Source organism: Paracoccus maritimus (assembly GCF_025195095.1).
Lineage (GTDB): Bacteria > Pseudomonadota > Alphaproteobacteria > Rhodobacterales > Rhodobacteraceae > Paracoccus > Paracoccus maritimus.
This window is the reverse complement of the sequence record NZ_JANAVZ010000002.1, coordinates 373,941-397,661: the sequence shown is the minus strand read 5'-3', so window position 1 is coordinate 397,661 and position 23,721 is coordinate 373,941. Positions and strand designations below refer to the sequence as shown.

At 63.5% G+C, this 23,721-nt stretch carries 20 protein-coding genes; 12 read left to right on the top strand and 8 right to left on the bottom strand.

The features are described from left to right. Positions 1-19: 19 nt before the first annotated feature. Positions 20-2,614, top strand: a complete 2,595-nt coding sequence (gene pepN / locus MU516_RS04900) for an aminopeptidase N (RefSeq protein WP_260276098.1) — start codon at positions 20-22, stop codon at positions 2,612-2,614. Positions 2,615-2,656: 42 nt separating this feature from the next. Then, positions 2,657-3,568, top strand: coding sequence for a lysophospholipid acyltransferase family protein (locus MU516_RS04895; protein ID WP_260276096.1), 912 nt, complete (start codon positions 2,657-2,659; stop codon positions 3,566-3,568). A gap of 54 nt (positions 3,569-3,622) precedes the next feature. Here the strand turns inward: MU516_RS04895 and MU516_RS04890 are convergent, their stop codons facing one another. The 3 genes from MU516_RS04890 to obgE are packed head-to-tail and all read right to left on the bottom strand — an operon-like array spanning position 3,623 to position 6,038. Next, the gene (locus MU516_RS04890) at positions 3,623-3,907 is read right to left on the bottom strand and encodes an Rdx family protein (RefSeq protein ID WP_260276089.1); all 285 of its coding nucleotides are present in this window, start codon (positions 3,905-3,907) and stop codon (positions 3,623-3,625) included. Then, complete coding sequence (proB, locus tag MU516_RS04885; RefSeq protein ID WP_260276088.1) at positions 3,907-5,019, bottom strand: glutamate 5-kinase; 1,113 nt, start codon at positions 5,017-5,019, stop codon at positions 3,907-3,909. The genes MU516_RS04890 and proB overlap by 1 nt, the downstream gene beginning before the upstream one ends. Further along, complete coding sequence (gene obgE, locus MU516_RS04880; RefSeq protein ID WP_260276086.1) at positions 5,007-6,038, bottom strand: GTPase ObgE; 1,032 nt, start codon at positions 6,036-6,038, stop codon at positions 5,007-5,009. Before obgE ends, proB begins: the two co-directional genes overlap by 13 nt. A gap of 156 nt (positions 6,039-6,194) precedes the next feature. On the opposite strand from obgE, the gene MU516_RS04875 reads away from it, so the two are divergent. The 4 genes from MU516_RS04875 (at position 6,195) to MU516_RS04860 (ending at position 11,111) form a co-directional block, all read left to right on the top strand. After that, complete coding sequence (locus MU516_RS04875) at positions 6,195-7,595, top strand: protein adenylyltransferase SelO (protein ID WP_260276084.1); 1,401 nt, start codon at positions 6,195-6,197, stop codon at positions 7,593-7,595. A gap of 105 nt (positions 7,596-7,700) precedes the next feature. Further along, on the top strand, positions 7,701-8,390 hold the full coding sequence (locus MU516_RS04870) for an endonuclease/exonuclease/phosphatase family protein (RefSeq protein ID WP_260276082.1): 690 nt from the start codon (positions 7,701-7,703) through the stop codon (positions 8,388-8,390). Positions 8,391-8,459: 69 nt separating this feature from the next. After that, positions 8,460-9,734 carry a phosphopyruvate hydratase gene (eno, locus tag MU516_RS04865; protein WP_260276080.1) on the top strand — a complete coding sequence of 425 codons (1,275 nt, stop codon included), beginning with the start codon at positions 8,460-8,462 and terminating at the stop codon, positions 9,732-9,734. Positions 9,735-9,986: 252 nt separating this feature from the next. Further along, entirely contained in the window at positions 9,987-11,111 is a 1,125-nt protein-coding gene (locus tag MU516_RS04860; RefSeq protein ID WP_260276258.1) for a TRAP transporter substrate-binding protein, read from the top strand. Positions 11,112-11,218: 107 nt separating this feature from the next. Here the strand turns inward: MU516_RS04860 and MU516_RS04855 are convergent, their stop codons facing one another. The 5 genes from MU516_RS04855 to cobU all read right to left on the bottom strand — a co-directional run bounded on the left by MU516_RS04855 (position 11,219) and on the right by cobU (position 16,038). Next, positions 11,219-13,108, bottom strand: coding sequence for a TRAP transporter large permease (locus MU516_RS04855; RefSeq protein ID WP_260276079.1), 1,890 nt, complete (start codon positions 13,106-13,108; stop codon positions 11,219-11,221). Beyond that, complete coding sequence (locus MU516_RS04850; protein ID WP_260276077.1) at positions 13,105-13,734, bottom strand: TRAP transporter small permease subunit; 630 nt, start codon at positions 13,732-13,734, stop codon at positions 13,105-13,107. Before MU516_RS04850 ends, MU516_RS04855 begins: the two co-directional genes overlap by 4 nt. A 124-nt stretch (positions 13,735-13,858) precedes the next feature. Then, entirely contained in the window at positions 13,859-14,575 is a 717-nt protein-coding gene (cobS, locus tag MU516_RS04845; protein WP_260276076.1) for an adenosylcobinamide-GDP ribazoletransferase, read from the bottom strand. Beyond that, entirely contained in the window at positions 14,568-15,521 is a 954-nt protein-coding gene (gene cobT, locus MU516_RS04840; RefSeq protein ID WP_260276074.1) for a nicotinate-nucleotide--dimethylbenzimidazole phosphoribosyltransferase, read from the bottom strand. Before cobT ends, cobS begins: the two co-directional genes overlap by 8 nt. Further along, entirely contained in the window at positions 15,508-16,038 is a 531-nt protein-coding gene (cobU, locus tag MU516_RS04835) for a bifunctional adenosylcobinamide kinase/adenosylcobinamide-phosphate guanylyltransferase (RefSeq protein ID WP_260276073.1), read from the bottom strand. The genes cobT and cobU overlap by 14 nt, the downstream gene beginning before the upstream one ends. Positions 16,039-16,166: 128 nt before the next feature. Between cobU and MU516_RS04830 the strand changes: the two genes are divergently transcribed. The 6 genes from MU516_RS04830 to MU516_RS04805 all read left to right on the top strand — a co-directional run bounded on the left by MU516_RS04830 (position 16,167) and on the right by MU516_RS04805 (position 23,693). Next, positions 16,167-17,768 carry a peptide ABC transporter substrate-binding protein gene (locus MU516_RS04830; RefSeq protein ID WP_260276072.1) on the top strand — a complete coding sequence of 534 codons (1,602 nt, stop codon included), beginning with the start codon at positions 16,167-16,169 and terminating at the stop codon, positions 17,766-17,768. Between the two features lie 97 nt (positions 17,769-17,865). After that, positions 17,866-18,789: an oligopeptide ABC transporter permease OppB gene (gene oppB, locus MU516_RS04825; protein WP_260276071.1), complete on the top strand. Its 924-nt coding sequence runs from the start codon at positions 17,866-17,868 to the stop codon at positions 18,787-18,789. A 3-nt stretch (positions 18,790-18,792) separates the two neighbouring features. Further along, positions 18,793-19,719 (top strand): ABC transporter permease subunit, encoded by a 927-nt coding sequence (locus MU516_RS04820; RefSeq protein WP_260276070.1) that lies wholly within the window; start codon positions 18,793-18,795, stop codon positions 19,717-19,719. Between the two features lies 1 nt (position 19,720). Then, complete coding sequence (locus tag MU516_RS04815; RefSeq protein WP_260276069.1) at positions 19,721-20,818, top strand: oligopeptide/dipeptide ABC transporter ATP-binding protein; 1,098 nt, start codon at positions 19,721-19,723, stop codon at positions 20,816-20,818. Further along, positions 20,815-21,843 carry an oligopeptide/dipeptide ABC transporter ATP-binding protein gene (locus tag MU516_RS04810; protein WP_311319097.1) on the top strand — a complete coding sequence of 343 codons (1,029 nt, stop codon included), beginning with the start codon at positions 20,815-20,817 and terminating at the stop codon, positions 21,841-21,843. The genes MU516_RS04815 and MU516_RS04810 overlap by 4 nt, the downstream gene beginning before the upstream one ends. 2 nt (positions 21,844-21,845) lie before the next feature. After that, on the top strand, positions 21,846-23,693 hold the full coding sequence (locus MU516_RS04805) for an ABC transporter ATP-binding protein (RefSeq protein ID WP_260276067.1): 1,848 nt from the start codon (positions 21,846-21,848) through the stop codon (positions 23,691-23,693). Positions 23,694-23,721 lie beyond the last annotated feature (28 nt).

Here is a 23,721-nt window from a genome sequence, read left to right as displayed (position 1 = left end):
TTTTCAGCCGGAGAGCGCCATGACCCAGCCCAACAACCCGGATACGCGATATCTTGCCGATTACCAGCCGTTCCCCTTCATCCTCGAAGAGACGCGTCTGGATTTCGACCTGGCGCCGGATGCCACGCGGGTTCGCGCAAACCTGAAGATGCGCCCCCGCGACGCGACCAAGGATCTGGTTCTGGACGGCGGCAGCGCGGTCGAATTGCTGTCGCTGCATATCGATGGAAAGGTGCCTGACCCGGCGCTGGTCGCCCGCGACGACGAGACCCTGACGATTGCCGCCGCAGCCCTGCCCGACGCGCCGTTCAGCCTGACCACCGAGGTGCGCATCGACCCCTCGTCCAACACCGCGTTCGAGGGGCTGTATCTTTCGGGCGGAATGTTCTGCACGCAGTGCGAGGCCGAAGGGTTCCGGCACATCACCTTCTATCCCGATCGCCCTGATGTCATGGCACCTTTCCGTGTGACCATCCGGTCTGAAAAGCCGATCCTGTTGTCGAACGGGAACCCGGTCAGCGTGGGCGATGGCGTCGCCGAATGGCACGACCCGTGGCCGAAACCGGCCTATCTGTTCGCGTTGGTCGCAGGTGACCTGGTGGCCGTCAGAGACGTCTTCACCACCCGCTCCGGACGCCGCGTAGATCTGAATGTCTGGGTTCGTCCGGGTGATCAGGATCGAGCCGGATTTGCCATGGAGTCGCTGATCAAGTCGATGAAATGGGACGAGGACGTCTATGGCCGCGAATACGATCTGGACGTGTTCAACATTGTCGCGGTCGATGATTTCAACATGGGCGCGATGGAAAACAAGGGCCTGAACATCTTCAACTCGAAACTGGTTCTGGCCAGCCCCGAGACCGCGACCGATGCCGATTACGAGCGCATCGAAAGCGTGATCGCGCATGAGTATTTCCACAACTGGACCGGCAATCGCATCACCTGCCGCGACTGGTTCCAGCTGTGCCTGAAGGAAGGTCTGACCGTGTTTCGCGATCAGCAGTTCACCAGCGACATGCGCAGCGCGCCGGTCAAGCGGATCGAGGATGTGCGCGCCCTGCGCGCGCGCCAGTTCCGCGAGGATCAGGGCCCGCTGGCGCATCCGGTGCGGCCCGATAACTATCAGGAAATCAACAATTTCTACACCGCGACTGTCTATGAGAAGGGCGCCGAGGTAATCGGCATGCTGAAACGGCTGGTCGGCGATGACGGCTATGCCAGGGCGCTGGATCTGTATTTCGAGCGCCATGACGGCGAGGCCGCGACCATCGAGGACTGGCTGAAGGTCTTCGAGGATGCGACCGGCCGGGATCTGACCCAGTTCAAGCGGTGGTACACAGATGCTGGCACACCGCACCTGACCATGGCCGAGGACTGGGACGAGGCCGCGTCAGGCGGTCAGCTGACCCTGACATTCAGCCAGCGCACGCCGCCCACCCCCGGTCAGGACGACAAACCGCCGCGTGTGATCCCGGTTGCGGTCGGCCTGATAGGCCCGAACGGGGATGAGGTGCAGGCCACCCGGATGCTGGAAATGACCGAGGCGCAGCAAAGCTTCAGCTTCGATGGCCTGGGCGCCCGGCCCGTCGTCTCGGCGCTGCGTGGGTTCTCGGCCCCGGTGGTTCTGGACCGCAATATCGACGATGCCACGCGGGCATTCCTGCTTGCGCACGACACCGATCCGTTCGCGCGATGGGAGGCGGGGCGCGATCTGGCGATGTCTGCGCTGATTTCCCTGTCGCAGGGACAGGCGGCTGGCGCCGACTATATCGATGCGATCGGGCGTCTGGCCGCGGACGACGGCGCAGATCCCGCATTTCGCGCGCTGTGCCTGATGTTGCCGGGCGATGAAGAAATCGCGACAAGGCTTGCTGCGGAAGGCGTGACCCCGGACCCCGACGCGATCCATTCGGCCCGTGACGATCTGGCCCGCCGCGTGGCGGACGCGCATGCGGATCTGTTGTCCGATCTTTACGACAGCATGGCCGTTTCCGGGGCATACTCTCCCGATGCCCGCTCGGCCGAGCGGCGCTCGTTGCGGATTGCCGCGCTGGGATTGCTGAACCGGATCGACCGTGGCGACCGCGCCGAGGTGCTGTTCGGCACGGCCGGCAACATGACCGAGCGGATGGCCGCCCTGATCTGTCTGATCCGGCGCGGTCGCGGTCAGGCCGCGCTTGAAGCCCTGCACGATCAGTTCGACGATAACCGGCTCGTGATGGACAAGTGGTTCTCGGTCCAGGTGATGGCCGCCGATCCCGCCCAGGCGAGCGGCATCGCGCAGCGTCTGGCCGCCCGCAATGATTTCGACTGGAAGAACCCGAACCGATTCCGCGCCCTGCTGGGGGGACTGGCCGGCAATCACGCAGGCTTCCACGCCGCGGACGGGTCGGGATATGACTTCACCGCCGACTGGCTGATGCGGATGGACAAGGTGAACCCGCAGATCGCCGCGCGCATGTCCACCGCCTTCGAGACATGGCCCCGTTACGATGCCGAACGGCGCGAAAATGCACGTGCCGCGTTGCAGCGAATGGCGGCGATGGACGGCATCAGCCGCAACCTTCGCGAGATGGTGTCGCGGATGATTGCCGCCGGAGAAGCGCGTTCATGACGGCGCTTGCGGGCGCGCGCGGGGCGATGCAAGATGCTGCAGATGAGTGACCGATACGCCGATGCAAGGGCCGAGATGCAGGCCAGACTGGACCCGCTGATTGCCGAGCGGGCACCGTGGCTTTACTCGAACCGGCTGCATCACCGGATCGCACGACGGGCGATGATGGGATTGCTGCGCTATCCCCGCACGATTGAGCTGGGGGCGGAATTCCGTGACCTTCCCGCGCCCGAGATCATGCGCCGGATGACCGATCTGATCGTCCGCGACGTGCGCGTGACCGGGATCGAACATATCCCGGCGACCGGACCGGCGCTGATCGTGTCGAACCATCCCACCGGCATCGCGGACGGGATCGTGATGCACGCGGTTCTGGCGCAGATGCGCGACGATCTGTTCATCTATGCGAATCACGACATGATCCGCGTCCTGCCGCAGGTCGAGGATATGATCGCAGGAGTCGAGTGGCGGCACGAAAAGCGCAGCCATGCCAAGACCAAGGCAACGATGGATTATACCCGCACCGCGTTGGAAGCAGGGCGGATTGGCCTGATCTTTCCCTCGGGACGGCTGGCCAAGCGGCGCGGACTGACATTGACGGAACGGCCGTGGATGGCCAGCGCGGCGATGATCGCACGGAAGTTCGGCGTGCCGGTCATTCCGCTGCGGATACGGGCGCGTAATTCCGCGCTGTTCTATCTGCTGGATGCGATCCACCCGACGCTTCGGGATGTCACCCTGTTCAACGAGGTGCTGAACAAGGCCGGCCAGACCTATCGGGTCAGCGTCGGCAGGCCGATCGATCCGGCAACCCTGCCACGCAACAGCGAAGAGGCGATTGCGGCCCTGCGCGACACGGTGCTGGCATTGCCCGCACCGGACAAGGACGCGCCAAGGCTGACGCGCGGGGCGACCGGCGCGCGTCTGTCGCGGCCCTCGAAAAGCGTCGCCTGATCCTGGGGATCTTCTGCTGGTGGCTTGGGCGCCCCGGCTGTGTAAGCCTTCCGCTCAGCCTTTGCCGCTGTCGCGATCCAGATGTCCCAAGGATCGTTCCGGTGCGATCCGGTCGCGGATACGCTGCTTCAGCGTCCTGATATCCGGAAAACCGCCATCCGCCTTGCGTTCCCAGATCTGCTGGTCGTCCAGCGTGATGCGAAACACCCCGCCGCTGTCATCAGGCACGATTGTGACGCGCAGCGACGTACCGAAGGTGGACAGGCATTCCTGCGCATACCAGCCCGCACGCAACAGCCAGTTGCACCCCGTGCAATAGGTGATCTCAAGATGCGCCATCACAATGCCATGTCGTCGCGGTGGATCAGAGCCGCCCGGCCGGGATAGCCTAGGATGGTCTCGATCTCGGCAGAGCGGTGTCCGGCGATCAGACGCGCCTCGGTCGCCGTATAGCGGGTCATGCCCTGCCCCAGCGTTTCACCCGAAGGACCGCTGATCGCGACGGGGTCGCCGCGACCGAAATCGCCCGAAACGGCACGAACGCCGGCGGGCAGCAACGACTTTCCACTGCGCAACGCTTGTGCCGCGCCGTCATCGACGATCAGCGTGCCCTTGGGTTTCATCGCCGCGATCCAGCGTTTGCGCGCCGCGTGCGGATCGCCTTCGGGCAGGAACCAACTGGACCGCGCACCATCGGCCACCGCCGACAATGGCCGCATCACCGACCCCTCGGCTATCGCCATCGCGCAACCGCCCGCTATCGCCGTGCGCGCCGCCATCAGCTTGGTCTTCATGCCGCCTTTCGACAACCCCGAGACCGGGTCACCGCCCATCGCCTCGATCTCGGGCGTCAGGCGTTCGATTACCGGCAGATGACGCGCGTCGGGATCGGTTTTGGGGTTCGCAGTGTACAGCCCATCGACATCCGACAACAACAGCAACTGGTCCGCGCCACAGGTCACGGCGATCTGCGCGGCCAGCCGGTCGTTATCGCCATAGCGGATCTCGTCGGTGGCGACGGTGTCGTTCTCGTTCACGATGGGCACCACACCCAGCCCCAGCAGCGTCTGCAGCGTCGCGCGGCTGTTCAGATAGCGTCGGCGGTCGGCACTGTCTTCCAGCGTCAGCAGGATCTGCGCCGTCTTGACGCCATGCGGGGCCAGCGCCTCTTCATAGGCGCGCGCCAGCCGGATCTGGCCGACCGCTGCGGCCGCCTGCGCCTGTTCCAGCGGCAGCGCGCCCGGCGGCAGGTCCAGCACCCGCCGTCCCAGCGCGATCGAGCCAGAAGACACCAGAACGATATCGCTGCCGCGCCGGCGCCAGTCGGCCACGTCATCACACAGGCCGCGCAGCCAGTCAGCGTTCAGCCCGTCCGGCCCGACCAGAAGCGCCGAGCCGATCTTGATGACCAGACGCCGTGCACGCGTCAGCGATGGTGCTAGGGTTGCCATGGCGCGTCGGGCTGGTCTTCATCGGTGACCCGGGTGGGCGCGATCTCGGTCCACAAGGCACGCAGAACCTCGGTCACGCCCAGCTTGGCCACGCCGGACATCAGATGGACAGTGCCGCCGATCTCTGTCTCCAACGCGGCCTTGCGCTCGGCGATGGTGTCGTCGTCCAGGGCATCGATCTTGTTCAGCGCAGTGATGCGCGGCTTTTCCATCAGCACCGGGGAATAGGCCGCAAGCTCGGTCAGGATGGTTCGGGCATCGCCCGCAACATCCTCGGCCGTGCCGTCCACCAGGTGCAAAAGCACGTTGCTGCGTTCGACATGGCCAAGAAATTGGTCGCCCAGCCCCCTGCCCTCGCTGGCGCCTTCGATCAGGCCGGGAATGTCGGCCATCACGAATTCGCGCCCATCGACGCCGACCACGCCCAGGTTCGGGTGCAGCGTCGTGAACGGGTAGTCCGCGATCTTGGGCCGGGCATTGGACACGGCCGCCAGGAAGGTCGATTTACCGGCGTTCGGTAACCCCACCAGCCCGGCATCCGCGATCAGCTTCAGCCGCAGCCAGATCGTCCGTTCGATCCCCGGCTGGCCCGGGTTGGCGTTGCGCGGCGCACGGTTGGTTGATGACTTGAAATGCAGGTTGCCCCAACCGCCATTGCCGCCGCGCGCCAGCAGGACGCGCGCGCCTGGTTCGGTCAGGTCGGCAATCACCGTCTCTTCGTCTTCTTCCAGGATCTCGGTCCCAACCGGCACGCGCAGAACGATGTCGTCGCCCGATCTGCCGGTCATCTGGCTGCCCATGCCGTGCTGTCCGGATTTGGCGAAGAAATGCTGCTGGTAGCGGAAATCGATCAGGGTGTTCAGCCCCTCCACCGCTTCGGCCCAGACATCTCCGCCATTTCCACCATCGCCGCCGTCCGGGCCGCCATATTCGATGAACTTCTCGCGCCGGAAAGACACGCAGCCTGCGCCGCCTCCGCCCGAACGGATATAGACCTTGGCGAGATCGAGGAATTTCATGACGCAGCTCCTGTTCCGGGGGATGCGATACGCGCGCTGCCCCGATCGTGCAAGACCCGGGACGGCAGGGTTCGAGGATGCCTTTGTGACACACCCTGCGATGCCAACCCTTTTCCGTGCGGGCTCCAGTCCCTAGATGTCAAGCAGGAGGCTGCCATGATCCATTTCGACAACAGCTATGCCCGTCTGCCCGATGGTTTCTTCGCGCGCGTCGATCCGACGCCTGTGACCAAGCCGGTTCTGCTGGCACTGAATGAGGGATTGGCGGGCCGGCTTGGTCTGGATGCGGCATGGCTGAGTGGACCGGAAGGCACGGCGATGCTAGCCGGGAACGCCATGCCCGACAGCGCGGAACCCATCGCCCAAGCTTATGCAGGGCATCAGTTCGGAGGGTTCGTTCCGCAGCTTGGCGACGGGCGCGCCGTGCTTCTGGGCGAAGTCGTGGCGCCGGATGGTGCCCGTTTCGATATTCAGTTGAAGGGCAGCGGCAAGACACCTTTTTCGCGCCGCGGCGACGGCCGGGCCTGGATCGGACCCGTGCTGCGGGAATACGTCGTCAGCGAATTCATGTCCGCCATGGGCGTGCCCACCACCCGCGCGCTGGCGGCCGTGGCGACCGGTGAAACCGTGTGGCGCGAGGACGGGTTTCCAGGTGCTGTGCTGACCCGTGTCGCATCCAGTCATATTCGGGTCGGCACATTCCAGTACTTCGCCGTGCGCGGCAACGAATCGGCGCTTGGCGCGCTGACCGACCATGTCATCGAACGGCACTATCCGCAGGCGACCGGGCCGTTATCGTTGCTGGATCATATCGTCGCGCGGCAGGCCGAAACCATCGCGCAGTGGATGGCGCTGGGATTCATCCACGGGGTCATGAATACCGACAACATGGCAATATCGGGCGAAACGATCGATTACGGCCCCTGCGCCTTCATGGATGCATATCACCCGGATACGGTTTTCTCATCTATCGATCACGCGGGGCGCTATGCCTGGGCGCAGCAGCCGCAGGTTGCGGTCTGGAATCTGGCGCAGCTGGCCACCTGCCTGATCCCGCTGATGGGTCAGCGCGATGCGGCGATCGAGGCGGCGACGAAATCGGTGCACGGTTTTGCGCCGCTGTATCAGGCCGCCTGGTGTCGCCGCTTTGGCGAGAAGCTGGGCCTGACCGAGGCCGCCCCGGTGCAGGAACTGGCCGAGGAATTGCTGACGCTGATGGCCCGCGACCGGGCGGATTTCACGCGCGTCTTCGCAGGGCTGAGCGACGGCACGGCGCGCGACGAATTCAAGGATCCGTCGGCATTCGACGACTGGGCGCTGCGCTGGCAGGAACATGACCCGGACCCGGCGCTGATGGCCCACGCCAACCCAAGACGCATTCCACGCAACCACCGGGTCGAACAGGCGATCCAGGCTGCCGTGAAAGACGACCTTCAGCCTTTCCGGCTGCTGTTCGATGCTGTCACCCATCCGCGTGAGGTTCGTCAGGAATGGGATCACCTGGCAAACGCGCCGTTGGCGTCCGAGGCTGTGCGGCAGACATTCTGCGGAACCTGAGCACCCGTGCTTTCTTTGGCCCGACATTCCCCTGTCGTTCGGCAAAGTCCTCTTGCGACCAGGCACCGTCGCGATATCTTCTGACGAACCTTTTGAGGACGCGACGTGGCGGTCATTCGAGTAGCAAGTTACAACCTGCACAAATGCCGCGGCCTGACCGGCCCGCACGCCCCCGAGCGGAATCTGGCCGTCATAGCGGCCATGCGCCCCGATATCATTGCCCTGCAAGAGGTCGATTTCCGCTTTGGCGCCCGCCCCGAGGCGCTGCCGCGGGCGCTGATCCAGGACCAGACCGGTCTTGTGCCCGCCGACATCAGCAGACCAAGCGGCGAGAACTCTCTTGGCTGGCACGGCCAGACCATCCTGCTGCGGCCCGAGCTGGCCCAGAACGCCGTCGTGCGGCGGCTTCCCCTGCCGGGGTTGGAACCGCGCGGAGCGCTGGCCTTGCGTTTGCCTGGGCTGACGATCATTGGCGTTCATCTGGGACTGGTGCGGTCGTCGCGGCGCGCGCAGCTGGCTCGGATCAGCGCGCAGGCCGCACGGATCGCGGACGACAACATCGTGCTGATGGGCGATTTCAATGAATGGCATGATGAGCGCGGGTTGGAATCTCTGGCCGGATTCCGGGTTATTGCGCCCGGCCCGTCCTATCCCGCCCCGTTGCCACGTTTCCGGCTGGATCGCATCGCAATGTCACGACATCTGGAATTGCTGCGGCACGGGGTGTTCTCGGGCGCGGGCGCGCGCGATGCCTCGGATCACCTGCCGATCTGGGCCGAGATCACCCTGCCCTGACAAATTGCGGCTTTCGACTTGCCGCCACGGCAGCTATGTAGGCGCTAACGCAAGCCAATGGAGGAGCCGATGAGCGCCATTATCGATATCTTCGCCCGCGAGATCCTGGACAGCCGCGGCAATCCGACTGTCGAGGTCGACGTGACGCTGGAAGACGGCACGATGGGCCGCGCGGCCGTGCCGTCGGGCGCATCGACCGGCGCCCACGAGGCGGTCGAGAAACGGGACGGCGACAAGGCCCGTTACATGGGCAAGGGCGTTCTGGAAGCCGTCGCCGCCGTCAACGGAGAGATCGCCGAGAACCTGATCGGCGAGGACGCGACCGAACAACGCGCCATCGACGCGATGATGTGCGATCTGGACGGCACCCCGAACAAGGGCCGCCTTGGCGCGAACGCGATCTTGGGCGTGTCTCTGGCCGTGGCAAAAGCCGCTGCCGAAGACTGCATGCAGCCGCTGTATCGCTACGTTGGCGGCACCTCGGCGCGGATTTTGCCGGTGCCCATGATGAACATCATCAATGGCGGCGAACATGCCGACAACCCCATCGACATCCAGGAATTCATGATCATGCCGGTCAGTGCGGAGAATATCCGCGAAGCCGTGCGCATGGGGTCCGAGGTGTTCCACACGCTGAAAAAGGAACTGTCGGCGGCTGGCTTGTCCACCGGGATCGGCGACGAGGGCGGCTTTGCGCCGAACCTGTCGTCCACCCGCGACGCGCTGGATTTTATCCTGAAGGCGGTCGAAAAGGCCGGCTACAAGCCCGGCGACGACATCATGCTGGCTCTGGATTGTGCCTCGACCGAATACTTCCGCAACGGCAAATACGAGATGAAGGGCGAAGGCGCATCGCTGTCGCCTGCCGAGAATGTCGATTACCTTGCGGCGCTGTGCGGTGATTATCCGATCCTGTCGATCGAGGATGGCTGCGCCGAGGACGACTGGGACGGCTGGAAGCTGCTGACCGAAAAGCTGGGCGACAAGGTGCAACTGGTCGGCGACGATCTGTTCGTGACCAATCCCACGCGTCTGGCCGATGGCATCGCCAAGGGCTGCGGCAACAGCCTGCTGGTCAAGGTCAACCAGATCGGAACCCTGTCCGAAACGCTGGATGCGGTGCGGATGGCCGACCGCGCGGGATATACCAGCGTGATGTCGCACCGCTCGGGCGAGACCGAGGATGCGACCATCGCCGATCTGGCGGTGGCCACCAATTGCGGCCAGATCAAGACCGGCAGCCTTGCGCGTTCGGACCGGTTGGCAAAATACAACCAGTTGATCCGGATCGAGGAGATGCTGGGCGAGACGGCGGAATACGCGGGCCGTTCGATCCTGCGCTGACATTCTAGCCCTGTCCGCGATCCAGTCGCGGGCAGGCTTTTCTGGGCGCCAATGCCAGGATCCTGACCAATGCCGCGCCGTGGCGTGAAATTGACGCAGGGGCAGCGGCCAATCCCGAAAATCTGTCCTCTCTGCCCCCTCGACAGGCGTCGATCAGTGACTAAACTGCGGCGCCATGCAGGGCGGAAATTCGTCGGGGCAAAAGCTCCATCCGACCCGCTTGGAGGAGATTACATGAAAGATTCCAAAAGCCTGGACCGGCGTTCCTTCCTGACACGCGCCTCGGTCGGCGGCGCTGCGGCGGCAGCCGGAACGGCGCTTGCGGCACCGGCGATCGCGCAGGAGATGCCGACGATCAACTGGCGGCTGGCCTCGTCCTTCCCGAAATCGCTGGACACGATCTATGGCGGCGGGGAAGAGCTTTCGACTCGGCTGAAGGAAGCCACCGACGGCAAGTTCAACATCCAGGTCTTTGCGGCCGGCGAGATCGTTCCAGGACTTGATGCGATCAACGCGGCAACCGACGGGACCGTCGAATGCGCGCATTCTGTCGGCTATTACAACTGGGGCAAGGACCCGGCCTTCGCCTGCGGCGCCGACCTGCCCTTTACCTTCTCGGCCCGGGCCAAAGCCGCCTACAACTATCAGGGCGGCGGGATCGAGAACTATAACGAGTTCCTCGAACAGTACAGCCTCGTCAGCTTCCCCGGCGGCAATACCGGCGTCCAGATGGGCGGCTGGTATCGCAAGGAAATCAACACCCTGGCCGACCTTCAGGGGCTGAAGATGCGGATCTCGGGTCTTGCGGGCCGCGTGGTGGAAAAACTGGGCGTCGTGCCCCAGCAGATCGCGGGCGGTGACATCTATCCGTCGCTGGAAAAGGGCACGATCGATGCCGCCGAATGGGTCGGTCCCTATGATGACAGCAAGCTGGGCTTCCAGAAGGTTGCACCGTACTACTATTATCCCGGTTTCTGGGAAGGCGGCCCGACGGTCAGCTTCTTCATCAACAAGGCGAAATGGGACGAGCTTCCCGACAGCTACAAGTCGCTGGTGCGGTCCTGCTGCCAGGCCACCGACCAGAACATGCTGGCCAAATACGACATGAAGAACCCGACCGCCCTGAAAGAGCTGGTCGGATCCGGCGCGCAGCTGCGTTCCTTCAGCGAGGAAATCCTGACGGCCGCGTTCGCCGCGTCGAACGAAGTCTATGCCGAACTGTCCAGCGAGAACGCATCGTTCAAGAAGCAGTATGACGCGATGCTGCAGTTCCGCGACGATTGGTATCTGTATGCCCAGACAGCAGAATACACGTTCGACACGTTCATGATGATCCAGCAGCGCAACGGCAAGCTTGCGCCGGGCGGTGGGCAGTAAGCCCTTAGTTCCTGATCCGACGCCCGCCGCGATCTCTCGCGGCGGGCGTTTTCGATTCTCGAAGCCGTGACGAAAGAAAAGCGCCGGTCTGGACCGGCACCGTTCGATCAGTTGCCGCCGCCCAGTCCCGGCGGCGGGCCGTCAAGGCCCATCCCGCCAAGCCCGCCGGACGGTTCATTTGCCGGCGCGTCCTGATCGGGCTGCTGCGTGAGCGCCGGTGCATCAGCGGTGGCATCACCGGCGCTGCCGCCGAAATTCGGGGTGCCACCCAGACCGCCAAGCCCGCCAGATGGCGTACCGGCACCATCGCCGCCCGCCGCCGGTGGCTGCCCAAACGGCGAGCCGCCAAGTCCGCCCCCAAGACCACCGCCCAGTCCACCCAGCCCCCCGCCATTAGAGGGGATCTGGATCCTGATATTCGAGGTATCAACCGGCGCGCCCTTGTAGTGCATGACCATCTGCGGAAAAGCGATCACCAGCGCGATCATCATGATCTGCAGACCGACAAAGGCGACCGCACCGCGATAGATGTCGACGGTGCTGACGGACCCGATTTCCTTGCCGGTGACGGCGTCGCGATAGGCTTTGCGCGGCGCCACTGATCGCAGGTAGAACAGCGCGAAACCCACCGGCGGCGTCAGGAACGATGTCTGCATCGTCATCGCCAGAATGATGCCGAACCAGATCAGGTCGATCTCCAGCGCGTTTGCCGCAGGGATCAGCAGCGGCACGATCACGAAGGCCAGTTCGAAGAAGTCCAGAAAGAAGGCCAGGAAGAAGATGATCGCGCAGACCGCGATCAGGAACCCGTATTCGCCCCCGGGAAGCGCGGTCAGCAGATCGCGCACCCAGATATGGCCATTGATCGAATAATAGGTCAGCGAAAAGACTGTCGCGCCGATCAGGATGAACATGACAAAGCTGGAAAGACGCGTCGTGGACAGCAGGGCCTGACGCACGACATCCACCGTCAGCCTGCCCTTGATCGCGGTCAGCGCCAACGCACCCACCGCACCCATCGCGCCCCCCTCGGTCGGGGTGGCGATGCCCAGGAAGATCGTGCCCAGCACAAGAAACACCAGGGCCAGCGGCGGGATCATCACGATGATCACCTCGCGTGTCATCGGCGACATCAGCCCCAGCTTCAGATACCGGTCGGCCAATGCCACGATCAGCATGACACCAACCGACAGCGTCGCCGCCCAGATGGCACTGTCATCACCCAGCGTGGCACCCAGGTAACGCTCGGCCAGCCAGTAGATGGCGATTGCCGCGACGATCGACACGATCAGCGACCAGCCACCGCCGCCAAGGGTGCGCGCCTCTGGCGGCAGTGCGGGCATCGTCTTGGGGCGAATGATGGACAGCACGGCGATATAGGCCAGATAGATCCCGACCAGGACGAATGCCGGGATCAGGGCACCCTTGTAGATATCGCCGACGGAACGGCCCAACTGGTCGGCCAGCACGATCAGCACAAGCGACGGCGGAATGATCTGCGCCAGCGTGCCGGACGCGGTGATGACCCCGCTGGCAAGCCGCTTGTCATAACCATAGCGCATCATGATCGGCAGCGAGATCAGCCCCATCGAGATGACCGATGCCGCCACGACGCCGGTGGTCGCGGCCAGCAGCGCCCCGACCAGAACCACCGCATAGGCCAGGCCGCCGCGAACAGGACCGAACAACTGGCCGACGGTATCCAGCAGTTCCTCGGCCATGCGTGACCTTTCCAGAACGATCCCCATGAAGGTGAAGAACGGGATGGCCAGCAAGGTGTCGTTGCGCATGACCCCAAAGACCCGGTCGCCAAGCGCACCAAGCAGGTTCCAGCCCAGGTTGACCTGATCGGTATAGGGCGTGATGAAGACGCCGAAAAAGAAGAACAGCAACCCGTTCGCCGCCAGCGCGAAGGCGATCGGATAGCCGAACAGAAGAAAGACGACCATCGAGAAGAACATGATGGGCGCAAGATTATGGGCGATAAGGTCGATCACGCGCGGTTCTCCCGATCGTCGCTGATGTCGTCACGGCTGTGGTCAGGCGCTGTGCCGACAGTCATCAGCCGGGCCTCGTGAAGGGCGCTGTCGTGGGTGCCGGCGGGAGCATGCGGGTCGGGGATCACGCCGCGCATCACGGCGATCTTCTTGACAAGTTCCGACAGCCCCTGTGCAAACAGCAGCACGAATCCGGCCAGCAGCACGGCCTTGGCCGGCCAAATCAGCAGCCCGCCCGCATTCATCGATATTTCATGCGCGCGCCACGAACTCATCAGAGAGGGATAGACCAGCGATATCATGATCGCCGAGAAGGGCAGCAGGAACAGCGTGGTGCCCACAAGGTCGATCCAGTGCTGCACGCGCCGCGACCACCGGCCATAGATCACGTCGATCCGGATATGTTCGTTTTCCAGCAGCGTATAGGCCGCCGCCAGAAGAAACGCCCCGCCATAAAGATACCATTGCAATTCAAGCCAGGCGTTCGATGATACGCTGAAGACCTTGCGCACGACCGCGTTGACGGCGCTGACAAAGATCGCCAGCAGGATCAGCCACGACGCGGTTCGGCCGATCAGCGTATTGATGCGGTCGATGCCGCGCGAAAGGGCCAACAGGCTGCCCATGATATCCTCCCCGGTTCGTTGGCAGGCAGCCTTGTTCGGATATGCCACCTTGCGCTGCATTCTCGCACCGTCTCGGGGGTATGCGCGAGGGTTTTCGCAGCGTCAAGCATGACCGCCGAAGGGCTTAGCCAGCCATCGCGAACGCTGAAAGAATTGCGGTTTCGGTCAGGATCGAGGCGCTGCCCAGCACATCCCCGCTTTGGCCGCCCAGCCAGATCCGGGCCTGGCGGATCACCGCCGCGATCGCCAAAATTGCCGCGATCAGAGCGATGACGCTGCCCGGCCCCGCGCACAGTACCGCGACAAGCGCGGTCAGGCATGCAAAAGCTACGCCGGCCCAGGCGGGGCGACCGGCGGCGTGGCCCAGCCCGTCCGACCGCGCGGGCGGCAGCGCCGCCATGACCAAGACGCTTGCCGCGCGCCCCGAGGCCGCGGCGGCGATCAGCGCCGCCGGTCCCAGCGCGGTCAGGGACACCACCCGCACAATCGATACCAGGATCAGGGCCATGACCCCATAGCTGCCGATGCGGGAATCACGCATGATCCGCAGACGGGATTCGGTATCCTTGCCGCCGCCTGCATCGGCCAGATCGGCCAGCGCATCCTCGTGCAGCGCGCCGGTCAACCAGACCGACAGCGCCACCGACAGCGCCGCCGTCAGCATCGGCGGCCCAGGCAGCAACAGCGGCAGCGATGCGATTGCGCCGACTACCGCACCGACCAGTGGAAAAGCCCATGCGCTTTGCGCCAGCGGCATGATGCGCGGCGGCAGCGCGTTCCCCAGCGGCAGCCGGGTCAGAAAGACCAGCGCCAGCAGAAACTGATGCCAGCGCCTAACCAATCCCTGCCTCGGCGAAGGTGGCCATGCCGCCATGGCAGGCGATCGCGGCACGCAGAACCATCAGCGCGACCCCAGCGCCCGAGCCTTCGCCCAGACGCATGTCCAGTGACAGGACCGGGCGCATCCCCAACGCCGCAATCAGGCGACGATGTCCGGGCTCGGCGCTTTCGTGACCGATCAGGCAATGGGCCAGCGCCTCGGGGTCGTCTCGCCTCAGAACCGCGGCGGCTGCGGTGCAGATGAACCCGTCCAGGATCACCGGCAGGCCCAGCTCTTGTGCGCGCAGGATCGCACCGCAGATCGCTGCCTGTTCCCGTCCGCCGAACGCAGCCAGCGTTTCCCGCGCAGTGCTGGGGGAATGCAGGGCGATGCCCGTGGACACCGCACGCTGCTTGCGGGCAAGGACATCACCTTCGGCGCCGGTTCCCGGCCCGACCCAGTCTTCCGCCCTGCCCCCGAAAACGGACGCCGCCTGTGCCGCCGCGACCGATGAATTGCCGATCCCCATTTCGCCAAGGATCAGGATGTCGGCTTTGGGATCGACCGAATCCGCGCCGATGGACATGGCCGCATGGACCTCGGGCATATCCATCGCCGCAGCTTGGGTGAAGTCGCGGGTCGGTCGGTCGAGGTCCATCGGCACGATGGCAAGTTCAGCCCCGGCGACCGAGCAGATCTGGTTGATCGCCGCCCCCCCGGCCGCGAAGTTCTGAACCATCAACGCCGTCACATCGGCCGGAAACGGATTCACGCCCTGCGCGACGATGCCATGATTGCCTGCGAAAACCAGCGCCTGCGCTCGGTTCAGCTCGGGCCGATCCCGACCCTGCCATCCCGCCATGAAGACGGCCAGTTCCTCAAGTCGTCCCAAAGATCCGGGTGGCTTGGTCAGCTGGTTCTGGCGATCGCGCGCACGCTGTGCCGCGACTTCGTCAAATGATCTCATCCGGTGACTCTCGCATAGGTTTCAGACGCAAGGGCTGGCCGCTGACCGATATCCAGACCTCATCGGCGATATCCCCGACGGCCTGATTCATCCAGCCGTGCTGATCGCGAAATTTGCGTGCCAGCGCGTTGTCCGGCACGATGCCGTGCCCCAGCTCATTGGTAACAAGGACAACAGGACAGCATTGCTGACGCAACGTCCCGACCAATGCGCCGAAATCTGCCGATCCAAGGCAGTTCGACAGCCACAGTGTCAGGCAATCCACCAGCCGAACCCCCTGCCCGTCGCTGGCGTGCAGCGCCCCGGTCAGATCGTGCGGTGCCTCGATCGTCGTCCAGGCGTCATTGCGACGCAGTTGATGTAATTGTATTCTTTCCGCCATCTCGGCATCGCCCGCCTGCGCGGTCGCGATGTAGATGCGCGGCCCGGCATGCCGCGCGACCAGCCGCTCGGCCAGCGCGGATTTCCCCGAACGGGCCCCGCCGGTGACAAGGGTGATATGCCCGTTCTTCGTCATTGCCGCCCCATCTTCCACAAGCCCGAGGGCGATGAAAGCCGAAACCTGCTTTACCCCGCCGGACGATCTACTACCTTCGCCTCATTCCGGTGCAGAAGACACCGCACTCAACTAGGAGGAGATGCCTCATGACGAAGTTTTTCGCAACGACCGCCCTGGTCGCCTCGCTCGCCATGCCAGCTTTTGCCGTTCAGCCGGCCGAGGGTGAGCAGCTGGCAGAAAATCAGGTCTATAACTTCTGGCTGCTGGACGCGATCAAATCGGTCGACCCGGCAAAGAACACCGATGTCGAGGGTTCGGACGTTCTGCGTCAGCTGTTCGAAGGTCTGATGAACGAGGATGAAAAGGGCGCGATGGTGCCCGGCGTTGCCGAAAGCTTTGAGGAAAGCGACGACAAGCTGACCTACACCTTCAAGCTGCGCGACGCCAAATGGTCGAATGGCGAGCCGGTGACCGCGGGCGATTTCGTTTATGCTTGGCGACGCGCCGTGAACCCGGAAACCGCGTCCGAATATGCGTGGTTCATGGAACTGATGAACATCGTCAACGCCACCGATATCGTGAAGGGCGAAAAATCCCCTGAAAAACTGGGCGTGAAGGCGATCGACGACAAGACGCTGGAGGTCACGCTGACGACGCCGACCCCTTATTTCATCAAGACGCTGTCGCATGCCACGACTTTCCCGGTGCCGCAAAAGGTGATCGAGGAGCACGGCGATGCCTGGACCCAGCCCGGCAATCTGGTCGGCAACGGCGCCTTCGTGCTGAAATCGCACAATCTGGGCGTCGATATCACGATGGAAAAGAACCCCGAATACTGGGACGCCGAGAATGTCGTGATGCAGACCGTCAAGGGCATCACCGTCAACGACAACAATGTCGCACTGACCCGCTATCAGGCCGGAGAACTGGACCGTGTGCAGATCCCGGCCGGTCAGTATCCGCGACTGGAAAAAGAAGCCCCGGATCAGGCGGTTTCACTGCCTTATGCCTGTTCCTATGCCTATGTTTATAATGTGTCCGAGAAGGGACCCGAGGCCCTGAAAGATGTGCGCGTCCGCGAGGCGCTGTCGCTGGCGCTGAACCGCGACATCATCGTGAACAACGTTTTGCAGGGTGGTCAGAAACCGGCCACCACATGGACCCATTGGGCCATCGAGGGGTTCGATCAGCCCGAGACCGAGCTTGCGACGCTGAGCCAGGAAGAAAAGACCCAGCGCGCGCAGGAATTGCTGACCGAGGCCGGCTATGGACCCGACAATCCGATTTCGTTGACGCTGCAGTACAACACCGATGAAAACCACAAGAAGCTGGCCATTGCCGCGCAGCAGTTCTGGAAGCCGCTTGGCGTCAACATCACGCTGAACAATGTCGAATGGAAGGTGCATACCGACCGGATGCAGAACCAGGATTTCGACATGGCCCGCTATGCGTGGTGCGCCGATTACAACGAAGCCTCGACCTTCCTGGACTGGTTCCGGACCGACGGATATAACAGCGGCAAATGGTCAAATGCGGAATTCGATCAACTGATGGCCGACGCCAAGACGGCCGAGGATACCACGCCTATCTATACCCGAGCCGAGGAAATTCTGGCTGAAGAAGTGCCGGCAGCCTTTGTTTATCACTACGCCAAGGTCGATATGATCAACCCCGACATCAAGGGCCTGCCGACCGAAAACGTGTTGAATTCTTGGTACGCCAAGGACCTGTATCGTCTGGCGGACTGACCCTGGCCAGATCCACTGGCTTTCCGGAAGGGGCACTATTCCCTTCCGGACCGTGGTCATGGACGCTTAACTTTCCTTTGCAGGGAGGCTGCACGCGATGTTCGCATATATCATGCGGCGCTTGGCTGTGGCGGTACCCACGCTGCTGCTGCTGATCGTCTTTTCCTTCATCCTGATGCATCTTGCGCCGGGCGGGCCGTTCACGCAGGAACGTGAATTGCCGCCGCAGGTTCTTGCGAACCTGAATGCCAAATACGGCCTGGACGATCCGCTTTGGAAGCAGATCATCAATTATATCTGGGGCATCGTCGCGCATTTCGATTTCGGACCCAGCTTCGTCTATCCCGACCGCAGCGTGAACGAACTGGTCGCCGCAGGTTTTCCGGTGACGCTGACCTATGGCTCGCTGGCATTCATCGCTGCGGTGGTGATGGGCGTCGGCCTGGGTGTCGTCGCCGCGATCTGGCACAACAGCTTTCTGGACTATCTGGCGGTGGGTATCTCCATCGGCGCGCAGGTGCTGCCGAATTTCGTGATGGCGCCGATCTTGGTGCTGATCTTCACGCTGTGGTATGGGTTGTTGCCGGGCGGTGGCTGGTCTTTCAGCGATCCCAGCTTCTGGATCATGCCGGTGATCGCGCTAGGCACCAGCTACATGGCCTCGATCGCGCGGATCACCCGCTCATCGATGCTGGAGGTGCTGGGCAGTAACCATATCCGCACCGCCCGCGCCAAGGGCATGCCCGAACATCGCGTCATCATCCGGCACGCCCTGAAACCCGCGATGTTGCCGGTCATCAGCTATCTGGGGCCGGTCTTCGTGTCGATGATTACCGGTTCGGTGGTGATCGACATCTATTTCTCGACCGGGGGCATCGGAAAGGCCTTCGTGGATAGCGCGCTGAACCGCGACTATGCGGTGATGATGGGCGTGACCATCCTGGTCGGCGCGCTGACCATCGTGTTCAACCTTGTCGTCGATGTGCTGTACGCATGGATCGACCCAAAGATCAGGTACTGAGCCATGGTCATTCAACAAGACAAGATGCAATCGCTTGCCACCCGCATGTCGCAGGACGAGGTGAAGGGTCGCAGCCCTTGGGCGGATGCCCGCAAGCGCTTCCTGCGCAACAAGGCGGCGATGACGGGACTGATCATCCTGATCGGGGTGGCGCTATTCGCGCTGCTTGGAAATCAGTTCGCCCAGTGGTCGAACGAGGATCTGGATTTTACCGTCATGGGTCAGGTCGCGACCATGGGCATGCCTTCTTTCGAAAACGGGCATTACTTCGGCACCGACGATCTGGGCCGCGACCTGTTCGCGCGCACCGTGCAGGGCACGCAGATCAGCCTGATGGTCGGCATCGTCGGCGCCGCGATCGCGGTGATCGTCGGCACGCTTTACGGCGCGACGGCGGGCTATGTCGGCGGGCGGACCGATCAGATCATGATGCGGGCCGTCGATATCCTGATGTCGATCCCCTACATGTTCGTGCTGATCCTGCTGCTGGTGATGTTCGGGCGGTCCATCGCGATGCTGTTTCTGGGCATCGGCCTGATTTCCTGGCTGGACATGAGCCGCATCGTCCGTGGCCAGACCCTGTCCCTGAAGAACCGCGAGTTCATCGAGGCCGCGCGCGCCACCGGCGTCCCGTCATGGAAGATCATCATCCGCCACATCGTGCCAAACCTGCTTGGCCTCGTCGCGGTCTATGCCACGCTGCTGGTGCCGCTGATGATCCTGACCGAAAGCTTCATCAGCTTCCTGGGGCTTGGCGTGCAGGAACCGCTGACCAGTTGGGGGGCGTTGATCTCGGAAGGCGCGGGCACGATGAACTATGGCACGCTGTGGCAGTTGGCCTTTCCGCTGTTCTTCTTTGTCATCACTCTGTTCGGCTTTTTCTTCGTGGGCGATGGCCTGCGCGATGCCCTTGACCCGAAGGATCGTTGATATGGCGCTGCTGGAAATAGACGACCTTTCCGTCCGCTTTGCCACCAACGATGGCGAGGTGCAGGCCGTCAATCACGTGAACCTGTCGGTCGAGGCCGGCGAAACGCTTGGCATCGTCGGCGAATCCGGGTCCGGAAAATCGCAGCTGTCCTTTGCATTGATGGGGCTTCTGGCCAGGAACGGTCGGGCCAGCGGCAATGTGCGCTTCGACGGCCAGCAGATCCTGAACGCCCCGCCGAAGGTTCTGAACCGCATCCGGGCCGAAAAGATCGCGATGATCTTTCAGGACCCGATGACATCGCTGAACCCCTATATGCGGGTCTCGGACCAGATGGCCGAGGTTCTGACCCTTCACAAGGGCATGTCCAAGAAGCAGGCGGTGACCGAGGCCGTGCGGATGCTGGACGCGGTCAAGATCCCCGATGCCAAGGGGCGCGTCCGGCTTTATCCGCACGAATTCAGCGGTGGGATGCGGCAACGGGTGATGATTGCCATGGCTTTGCTGTGCCGTCCGCAACTGCTGATCGCGGACGAACCGACGACCGCGCTGGACGTGACGGTGCAGGCGCAAATCATGACGCTGCTGGCCGATCTGCAGCGCGAATTCGGCATGGCGATGATCCTGATCACCCATGACCTGGGCGTCGTCGCGGGATCTTGCGAACGTGTCGCCGTCATGTACGGCGGGCGCATCCGCGAGACCGGCCCGGTCGGGCCGTTGTTTGCCGAACCCGCGCACCCCTATACGCAAGGCCTGCTGCACGCGATTCCGCGCATCAACCAGGGAGGCGACGAACTGGCTGCGATCCCCGGATCGCCCCCCAACATGACACAGCCGCCCGCCGGCTGCGCATTCGAGCCGCGCTGCCCCTATCGTCGCGAAGGCTGCGACAGCCAGCGCCCCCCGCTGGAGGTGTTCGCGCCGGATCGCGCGCGCGCCTGCTTTGCGCCGCTGCCCGATGTTCTGGCCCGACGGCAGACCGTGCATCTGCGCGACATCGAGATCGGCGCGGAAGATCCGGTAGAGGAAGAAGCCACGCCGATGGCCGCGATCGCGGGCGCCGGTATGGCCGGAACCCCAAGCAAGGTGGACGAATGATGACGAAACCCCTGCTCGATGTGCGCGACCTGCGCGTGACCTTCCGGATCCACCGCGAGGGGGCGATGCCGTGGTCCGCCCCCCTGCCCCTACATGCCGTCGGCGGTGTCGATTTCACCCTGAACCCTGGTGAGACCCTGGGCGTCGTCGGCGAATCCGGTTGCGGCAAATCCACCCTTGCCCGCGCGCTGATCGGCCTTGTCCCGGCCGAGGGACAAGCGGAGTGGATCGACGGGCGCGACCTGATCGGCCTGTCACCACGGCAGATGATGAAATATCGAAGCGACATCCAGATGGTGTTTCAGGATCCGCTGGCCTCTCTGAACCCTCGCATGACCGTGGGCCAGATCATCGCCGAGCCGCTGAGGACCCACCACCCCGGCCTGAAATCCGCCGAGGTCAAGGACCGCGTCAAGGCGATCATGGAAAAGGTGGGATTGCTGCCCAACCAGATCAACCGCTATCCACACGAGTTCAGCGGCGGGCAATGTCAGCGCATCGGTATCGCCCGCGCCCTGATCGTCGAACCCAAACTGATCATCTGCGACGAACCCGTTAGCGCCCTTGACGTGTCAATTCAGGCGCAGGTCATCAACCTGTTGATCCGGCTGCAAAAGGAATTGGGGCTGGCGCTGGTCTTCATCGCGCATGACCTGTCGGTGGTGAAGCATATCAGCGACCGGGTGATGGTCCTGTATCTGGGCAAGGTCATGGAGATCGGAAGCTCGGCCGACCTCTTTGCCGATCCGCAGCACCCCTATACGCAGGCGCTGCTGTCGGCGGTTCCGGTGCCCGATCCCGCGCATGATCTGGCCGGTTCGGTCGTCCCGCTGTCAGGCGATCTGCCGTCGCCCATGAACCCGCCCTCCGGCTGTGTCTTCCGCACCCGCTGTCCGCGGGCCCAAGCGGCCTGCGCCGAACAGGTGCCGGCGCTTCTGGGCCAGGATCACAGGACAGCCTGTCATTTTCCGGGCCCGCTGACCGACGCGGAAATCGCCCGCGCGCGCAATACCGAGGCCGCCTGAGCGTGGCCTCGTCCGACGCGCCCACCTATGCCGCGCGTTGGGCCGCGCTGAAGAACATCCCGCCATTCCTGGGCCTGGTCTGGCGTGCCAGTCCGGGCCTGACCGGTGCCATGATCCTGCTGCGGCTGGCCCGCGCCGTGATGCCGGTCGCGATGCTGTGGATCGGCAAGCTGATCATCGACGAGGTGGTGCGGCTGATGGCTGCGGACGCGCGCCCCGACACGCTGGTCGAATGGTGGCAATCGGGACTTTCGGACCAGCTGATCCTTCTGATCGCAGCCGAGCTTGGACTGGCGCTGGCCTCGGACCTCTTCGGGCGGCTGGTGACCTACGCAGACAGCCTGCTGCAGGAACGCCTGGTCATCTCGTTGTCGATGCGCCTGATGAACCATGCCGCCGATCTGGATCTTGCCAGTTTCGAGGATGCCGGGTTTCAGGACCGGCTGGACCGCGCCCGCCGCCAGACCATGGGGCGGATTCCGCTGGTGGGTCAGGTCATGCAGCAAATGCAGGACGGCGTTACGGTCGTCAGCTTCGGCGCAGGGTTGATCGCCTATAACCCGTGGCTGGTGGTGCTGCTGCTGGTCGCGCTGATCCCGACACTGGTCGGGCAGATGCATTTCAACGCCGAACTTTACGCGATGAACTGGCGCCGCGCGCCCGAAAGGCGCGAACGCGACTATCTGCGGATGATCGGCGCGACATCCGAGTCCGCGAAAGAGGTCAAGATCTTCGGTCTTAACGCCTTTCTGCGCGACCGTTATCGGGAACTGGCCGAACGGTTCTACGCCGAGAACCGGGTGATCAACAGGCGGCAGCTGGTGGTGATGGCCGTCCTGACGGGTATCGGGACGCTGTGTTACTATGGCGCCTATCTGTGGATCATCGGGCGCACGCTGACAGGCACGCTGTCGCTTGGCGATCTGACGTTCCTGTCGGGCAGTTTCCTGCGCCTGCGCGGCCTGATCGAAGGATTGTTGTCATCATTTTCGAACATGGCCTCGCAGGCACTGTATCTGGACGACCTCTACCGCTTTTTCGACGAACGTCCCGGTATCGCCTCGCCCCCCGACGCGTTGGCGGTGCCGGCGCCGATCCGCCAGGGCATCACGTTCGAGAATGTCGGCTTCCGCTATCCCGGTGCCGGTCGATGGGCCGTGCGCGATCTGTCGTTCCACCTGAACGCGGGCGAAACCGTGGCATTGGTGGGCGAGAATGGCGCGGGCAAGACCACGATCGTCAAGCTTCTGGCCCGGCTCTATGATCCGACGGAAGGCCGCATTCTTCTGGATGGGCGCGACCTGCGCGACTATGATCTAGACCAGTTGCGCGCGGCGGTGGGGGTGATCTTCCAGGATTTCGTACGCTACGCCATGTCGGCCTCGGACAATATCGCCGCCGGTCGGATCGAGGCACGCACCGACCGTCCCCGCATCGAAACCGCCGCCGAACGCGCGCTGGCCGATCAGGTGATCGCGAAACTGCCCGCCGGATATGATCAAATGGTCGGCAAGCGTTTTGCCCACGGGCTGGACCTGTCTGGGGGCGAATGGCAGAAGCTGGCGATCGCGCGCGCCTATATGCGCGACGCCCAGATCCTGATCCTGGACGAACCAACCGCGGCGCTGGACGCCCGCGCGGAGTTCGAGGTCTTCCAGCGCTTCAACGACCTGTCCACGGGCCGCACCGCGCTGCTGATCTCGCACCGGTTTTCCAGTGTTCGCATGGCCGACAGGATCATCGTGATCGAACATGGCAGGGTGCAGGACGAAGGCACGCATGACCAGCTTGTCGCCCGCGAAGGACGCTATCGCGAACTGTTCGAATTGCAGGCACGGGGCTATCGCTGAGGGGCTTCTTCCTTGCCCGGATCCCCGG

What these genes read in the sequence shown, in the direction of transcription:
- MU516_RS04830 (WP_260276072.1), top strand. Translation starts at nt 16,167, where the DNA reads ATGACGAAGTTTTTCGCAACGACCGCCCTGGTCGCCTCGCTCGCCATG.
- MU516_RS04815 (WP_260276069.1), top strand. Translation starts at nt 19,721, where the DNA reads ATGGCGCTGCTGGAAATAGACGACCTTTCCGTCCGCTTTGCCACCAAC.
- MU516_RS04820 (WP_260276070.1), top strand. Translation starts at nt 18,793, where the DNA reads ATGGTCATTCAACAAGACAAGATGCAATCGCTTGCCACCCGCATGTCG.
- cobT (WP_260276074.1), bottom strand. Translation starts at nt 15,521, where the DNA reads ATGAGATCATTTGACGAAGTCGCGGCACAGCGTGCGCGCGATCGCCAG.
- eno (WP_260276080.1), top strand. Translation starts at nt 8,460, where the DNA reads ATGAGCGCCATTATCGATATCTTCGCCCGCGAGATCCTGGACAGCCGC.
- MU516_RS04895 (WP_260276096.1), top strand. Translation starts at nt 2,657, where the DNA reads ATGAGTGACCGATACGCCGATGCAAGGGCCGAGATGCAGGCCAGACTG.
- oppB (WP_260276071.1), top strand. Translation starts at nt 17,866, where the DNA reads ATGTTCGCATATATCATGCGGCGCTTGGCTGTGGCGGTACCCACGCTG.
- proB (WP_260276088.1), bottom strand. Translation starts at nt 5,019, where the DNA reads ATGGCAACCCTAGCACCATCGCTGACGCGTGCACGGCGTCTGGTCATC.
- pepN (WP_260276098.1), top strand. Translation starts at nt 20, where the DNA reads ATGACCCAGCCCAACAACCCGGATACGCGATATCTTGCCGATTACCAG.
- obgE (WP_260276086.1), bottom strand. Translation starts at nt 6,038, where the DNA reads ATGAAATTCCTCGATCTCGCCAAGGTCTATATCCGTTCGGGCGGAGGC.
- MU516_RS04890 (WP_260276089.1), bottom strand. Translation starts at nt 3,907, where the DNA reads ATGGCGCATCTTGAGATCACCTATTGCACGGGGTGCAACTGGCTGTTG.
- MU516_RS04850 (WP_260276077.1), bottom strand. Translation starts at nt 13,734, where the DNA reads ATGGGCAGCCTGTTGGCCCTTTCGCGCGGCATCGACCGCATCAATACG.
- MU516_RS04810 (WP_311319097.1), top strand. Translation starts at nt 20,815, where the DNA reads ATGATGACGAAACCCCTGCTCGATGTGCGCGACCTGCGCGTGACCTTC.
- MU516_RS04875 (WP_260276084.1), top strand. Translation starts at nt 6,195, where the DNA reads ATGATCCATTTCGACAACAGCTATGCCCGTCTGCCCGATGGTTTCTTC.
- cobU (WP_260276073.1), bottom strand. Translation starts at nt 16,038, where the DNA reads ATGACGAAGAACGGGCATATCACCCTTGTCACCGGCGGGGCCCGTTCG.